Source organism: Streptomyces sp. SM1, from assembly GCF_002910825.1.
In the GTDB taxonomy this organism is placed as follows: Bacteria; Actinomycetota; Actinomycetes; order Streptomycetales; family Streptomycetaceae; genus Streptomyces; species Streptomyces okerensis.
The window spans coordinates 1-5,596 of the sequence record NZ_NEUB01000236.1 but is presented as its reverse complement, the minus strand read 5'-3'; the positions used below and the strand labels follow the sequence as shown (position 1 = coordinate 5,596).

The window sequence follows — 5,596 nt, the reverse complement described above, 5'->3', positions numbered from 1 at the left end:
ACGGCCAGCCGCAGGCCCCGCAGGCTCCCGCCCCGCCGCCCGGTTACGGCCGGCCCACACCCCCTCCGGGCTACGGGCAGCAGCCCCCGCCCGGACAGGTCCCGCACCAGCAGGCCCCGTACGGCGCTCCGCAGGGCGTTCCCCAGAGCGCACCGCAGACCCCCGGAGTCCTCGGCGCGCTCCAGAAGTTCAAGGAGACGCCCACCGGACAGCGCTGGACCCAGCAGAACAAGAAGCTGGTCCGCGCCGACCTCGGCATCGGCGGACAGCCCGTGCTGGCCCGGCAGGGCAGCATGGTGCTCTACCAGGGCAAGGTCGACTTCAGCTACAAGGGCGCCGGCTTCTCCGGCCGCATCGTGGGCAACGCCACCGGCCAGGAGATGCAGCTGATGCGCTGCACCGGCCAGGGACAGGTGTTCTTCGCCGAGGACTCCACGATGCTGCACCCGATCGAGCTCCAGGGCGACGCCGTGTGCGTCTCCGCCGAGAACGTCCTCGCCTTCGACGAGACGCTCCAGTACGAGGTCCGCCGCATCGAGGGCCACGGCATCCCTGGCGGCGCGCTGTTCACGATGCAGTTCCAGGGCACCGGCACGATCGTCGTGAAGACCCACGGCACGCCCGTGGTGCTGCCGGTCACCCCCACCACCTTCGCCGACTGCAACGCGGTGGTCGCCTGGTCGGCCGCCTCCCAGGTGGTCGTCTCCAGCCAGGTGCGGATGCGGCGCAACTCCTACCCGGGGGACACCGGGGAGAGCGTCAACCTCCAGTTCCGGGGCGCCCCCGGCAACTTCATCGTCGTCCAGCCGTACGAGATCTGAGGGAGCCCGTCATGAACCAGCCACTCGCGGGCTACGCCCCCGCCCCCGTCACCGCCCGCATGGAGAACCACGGCAACCACATGCTGAAGGTCGCCATGCAGACGGGTAACGACCTTCTCGCGCGCGTGGGCTCGATGGTCGCCTACGAAGGGTTCGTCCAGTACGAGCCCAACCCGCCCGCCGTCCGCCAGATCGCCAAGGACTGGATGACCGGCGAGGGCGCGCCCCTGATGAAGTGCTCCGGAGACGGCCTGCTGTGCCTCGCCGACTACGGCGCCAACGTCGTGGTGATCAATCTCAACGGTGACGGCATCTCCGTCAACGCCACCAACCTGCTCGCCTTCGACGCCCATCTCACATGGGGCGTGGAGCGGGTCAAGGGCCTGGCGAAGTTCGCCGGACAGGGCCTGTGGAACACCAAGATCTCCGGGCAGGGCTGGGTCGCGCTGACCTCGCGCGGCAAGCCCATAGTCGTCGACTGCGGTGGCGGCGACGACGAGACGTACGTCGACCCGGACGCGCTGGTCGCCTGGTCCCCGAACCTCAAGGTGAAGGGCAAGCGGAGCTTCCGCGCCCAGTCGCTGATCGGCCGCGGCAGCGGCGAGGCCTACCAGATGGCCTTCTCCGGTCAGGGCATCGTCGTCGTCCAGCCCAGTGAGGACAGCACCGACCGTCTCCGGGTCCGGGGCTGAGGGGGAGCAACCACATCATGCAGAGCCCGCTTTTCGCCTTCAACGACCAGCAGACCCAGGAGCGCTGGAGCCTGCAGAACCAGCAGATGCTCCGCATCGCCCTGGAGGGCCACGACGACATCCTCGCCCGCAAGGGCAGCATGGTCGCCTACCAGGGACTCATGGAGTTCGACGCCGAGTACCAGGGCAACAGCGCGTCACGCGCGCGTGCGCGCACCGGTGAGGGCCTCGACCTGATGCGCTGCCACGGGCAGGGCACGGTCTTCCTCGCCAACCTCGCCCAGCGCATCCACATCATGGAGGTGGAGGGGGACGGGCTGACCGTCGACAGCAGCTATGTGCTCGCGATGGACTCCTCGCTGCACCACGAGGTCATCGCCGTCGACAGCCTGTACGGCATCTCCGGCTCCGGGAAGTACCAGCTCAACATCACCGGCACCGGCAAGGTCGCCCTGATGACCTCCGGCATGCCGCTGCTGATGCAGGTCACCCCGGACAAGTACGTCAACTGCGACGCCGACGCCATCGTCGCCTGGTCCACCTCGCTGCGCGTGCAGATGCAGGCCCAGACCCACTCCTCGGGGGTGTGGCGCCGGCGTGGCAGCACGGGTGAGGGCTGGGAGCTCAGCTTCATGGGCAGCGGCTTCGCGCTCGTCCAGCCCAGCGAGTTGCTGCCGCCGCAGAACGCCCAGATCGGCTCCGGGCTCGCCGCGCAGTACGGCATGGGGCAGCAGGGCGTCCGCGGCCAGAACCAGGGCAACGCCTGGAGCTGACCGGCGCGCGGACACAGGTAAGGGGCGACCACAAGGGTGTTCGCCCCTTACGCACAGGCCCGTGACGCGCACGCTTCTCGCGCCGCCCCGGCCCGCGCCGCCCCGCGTGCGTGGTCAGACGCCCAGCCTCGCCCGGGTCGCCTCGGTCAGCCGGAGAACCGACGCGTCGGCCACGTCGGCGATCTCGTCGTAGGAGAACCAGCGCAGGTCGAGGGACTCGTCGCTGATCGCGTGCGCCGCTCCGGGCGCGGCCACCGCGGCGTACTGGACGTCGAAGTGCCAGTGGCAGGGCGACGGGATCGGATGCCGGTCCAGCCGCACGGGCCCGCCCGCCAGAAGCGCCAGGTCCGGGATGCCGGACTCCTCCGTCGCCTCCCGCAGCGCCGCCGCGGCGAGCGAGGCGTCCCCCGGCTCGCAGTGGCCGCCCATCTGGAGCCACATCCGCAGTTTCCTGTGCAGGGTGAGCAGGACCCGGCCGCGCTCGGGGTCGATCACCAGGGCGCTCGCGGTGACGTGGCCGGCTTCGCAGGCCTTCCACATGCCGCCCGGATGCGCGGCGAGGTGCTCCAGATAGGCCTGTCGCAGCTCTTGCTGGTCCTCGTACCCCTTGAGTACGAGGACCGCGTCGTCGTGCAGGTTCACTCGCTGCCGTCGCCCTTGTTCTCGTCCTCGCCCTCGTTCTTCTCCTTCTTGAGGCCGGGTTTGTCGGCGGCCTCGCCGAGCATCTTGTCCAGCTCGGAGAAGTCGATCTGCTCACGGTGTACGAAACCGTCCGGATCGTCCAGATCCGTGGCCGTCGGCAGCATGTCCGGGTGCGCCCACAGGGCGTCCCTGCCGTCGACTCCGCGGGCGTCGGTGAGCGAGGCCCACAGCCGCGAGGCGTCGCGCAGCCGGCGCGGACGCAGCTCCAGACCGATCAGCGTGGCGAACGTCTGCTCGGCCGGGCCACCCGAGGCCCGGCGGCGGCGCAGCGTCTCACGCAGCGCGTCGGCCGACGACAGCCGCGGCTTGGCGGCCGCGTGGACGACCGCGTCGACCCAGCCCTCGACCAGCGCCAGCGCCGTCTCCAGACGGGCCAGGGCCGCCTTCTGCTCCGGCGTGTCCTCCGGCTGGAACATGCCCTGCTGGAGGGCCTCCTGCAGCTGCTCGGGATTCTGCGGGTCGAACTGGCCGACCACGTCCTCCAGCTTGCCGGTGTCGACCTTGATCCCGCGCGCATAGCCGTCGACCGCGCCGAACAGGTGCGAGCGCAGCCAGGGGACATGCGCGAACAGGCGCTGGTGGGCGGCCTCGCGCAGGGCAAGATACAGCCGCACCTCCTCCTGGGGGACGCCCAGGTCCTTGCCGAAGGTCTCGATGTTCAGCGGCAGCAGCGCGGCGCGGCGGGCGGGTCCCAGCGGCAGGCCGATGTCGGACGAACCGACGACCTCGCCGGCGAGCACGCCGACGGCCTGCCCGATCTGCGTGCCGAACATGGCGCCGCCCATGGAGCGCATCATGCCGATCAGCGGGCCGGCCATGGCCTGCATCTCCTCCGGCAGGACGTCGCCCATCGCGTTGCCGACGCGCTCGGCGACCGGGTCGACCAGCTCGCGCCAGGCCGGCAGGGTGGCCTCGACCCACTCCGCGCGGCTCCAGGCCACGGCCGAGTTGGCGCCCGACGGCAGAGAGGTGGCGTCGTCCAGCCACAGATCGGCCAGACGGACCGCTTCCTCGACGGCCTTGCGGTCCGCGGGGCCGACGCTCGCGTCCTTCGAGCCCTCCGCGGTCCCCTGGGAGACCGTCTGCCGGGCGATCTGCTTGGCCATGTCCCAGTTCACCGGCCCGCCCTCGTAGGACAGCATCTGGCCGAGCTGCTGGAACGCGGCGCCCAGGTCGTTGGGGTTCAGCGACCCGAACATCGCGGCGAACGGATTGTCCGCGCCCGGGCCGCCAAAGCCTCCGGCTCCGGGCACACCGAAACCGAACGGCCCGGCCGGGCCCTGACCACCGCCGCTCTGCGGGTCCTTCTTCTTGCCCTCGTCGCCGTCGTCCGGCTCCTCCGGCGGAAGGCCGAATCCGAATGGGGTGTCACTCACGGGTTTCCTCGGCTGGTAGGGCCACCGGTTCTTTCCGGCGGCACGGTTGCCCGACAACACCACCCAGCGTAGACACCTGAAGCGGATCGGGCCTCGGTGCTTCGCCGACAGAACGCCTGCGGCAGGATGGATGCCACCTGGTACGTACGCGTCGCTTGCGCCCGTACTGAAGACAACCGCTGGAGACGCCCGGTGAGTTCCCCAGATCCGCAGGTTCGCGCAGCGCGAAACGAGTCAACCCACCCGTCACCCGACCACCACCCCTCGACGCGGGAGCAGCGCGCCGACAGGACGGCCGCGCCACGCGGGCCCGTCGTCGCGGTCACCGGAGCCGCGTCCGGCGTCGGTGCGCTGCTCACCGCGCGGCTCGCCGCATCGGAGGAGATCAAGCAGGTCATCGGTATCGACGAGCGGCGCGGCGAATGCGCCGAGGCGCTCTGGCACATCCTGGACGTACGCGATCCCGCCATCGCGGACAAGCTGCGCGGGGCCGACGTCGTGGTCCACCTGGCGCTCGACCTCGATCTGGAGACCGACGCCGCCGCGCGGACGGCCTACAACGTACGGGGCACCCAGACCGTGCTGACGGCCGCGGCGGCCGCCGGGGTGCACCGGGTGGTGCTGTGCACCTCGACGATGGTCTACGGGGCGCTGCCTGACAACGAGCTGCCGCTGTCCGAGGACGCGGAGTTGCGTGCCACGGCGGAGGCCACGGGTGTCGGCGACCTTCTGGAGATCGAGCGGCTGGCCCGCCGGGGACCGCGCGCGCACCCCGGCCTCAATGTCACCGTCGTCCGCCCCGCCGTACTGGTGGGCAACAGCGACACCGCTCTGACCAGGTATTTCGAGTCGCCTCGGCTGCTCGTGGTGGCCGGATCACGGCCCGCGTGGCAGTTCTGCCACGTCGAGGACCTGTGCAGTGCCCTGGAATACGCCGTGCTGGAGAAGGCCGAGGGCGAACTGGCCGTCGGCTGCGACGGCTGGCTGGAGCAGGAGGAGGTCGAGGAGCTCAGCGGGATCCGCCGGATGGAGCTGCCGTCGGCGGTCGCGCTCGGCGCGGCGGCCCGGCTGCACCGGATCGGGCTCACCCCGTCCCCGGCCGGCGACCTGGCCTACACGATGTACCCCTGGGTGGTCAGCGGGAGCCGGCTGCACGCAGCCGGATGGCGGCCCGCGCACACCAACGAGGAGGTGCTCGCGGAACTGCTGGAGGAGGTGTCCGGCCGGCACAC

6 protein-coding genes are annotated in these 5,596 nt (G+C 71.0%); 4 read left to right on the top strand and 2 right to left on the bottom strand.

Annotation, left to right across the window (positions count from 1 at the left end; genetic code table 11):
• The 3 genes from B9S61_RS05545 to B9S61_RS05535 form a co-directional block, all read left to right on the top strand.
• The coding region (locus tag B9S61_RS05545; RefSeq protein ID WP_146064721.1) for an AIM24 family protein at window positions 1–821 on the top strand (821 nt) is incomplete at its 5' end.
• An 11-nt stretch (window positions 822–832) separates the two neighbouring features.
• Window positions 833–1,513, top strand: a complete 681-nt coding sequence (locus B9S61_RS05540) for an AIM24 family protein (RefSeq protein ID WP_103541185.1) — start codon at window positions 833–835, stop codon at window positions 1,511–1,513.
• Between the two features lie 17 nt (window positions 1,514–1,530).
• On the top strand, window positions 1,531–2,286 hold the full coding sequence (locus B9S61_RS05535) for an AIM24 family protein (protein WP_103541184.1): 756 nt from the start codon (window positions 1,531–1,533) through the stop codon (window positions 2,284–2,286).
• A 114-nt stretch (window positions 2,287–2,400) separates the two neighbouring features.
• On the opposite strand, the gene B9S61_RS05530 is transcribed toward B9S61_RS05535, so the two are convergent.
• Both B9S61_RS05530 and B9S61_RS05525 read right to left on the bottom strand, forming a co-directional pair.
• A complete protein-coding gene (locus tag B9S61_RS05530; protein ID WP_103541183.1) occupies window positions 2,401–2,928 on the bottom strand; it encodes an NUDIX hydrolase in 528 nt (175 codons plus the stop codon).
• On the bottom strand, window positions 2,925–4,364 hold the full coding sequence (locus tag B9S61_RS05525; RefSeq protein ID WP_103541182.1) for a zinc-dependent metalloprotease: 1,440 nt from the start codon (window positions 4,362–4,364) through the stop codon (window positions 2,925–2,927). Before B9S61_RS05525 ends, B9S61_RS05530 begins: the two co-directional genes overlap by 4 nt.
• 192 nt (window positions 4,365–4,556) lie before the next feature.
• Between B9S61_RS05525 and B9S61_RS05520 the strand changes: the two genes are divergently transcribed.
• Window positions 4,557–5,596: SDR family oxidoreductase (locus B9S61_RS05520; protein ID WP_103541181.1), on the top strand; the 1,040-nt coding region annotated here is incomplete at its 3' end.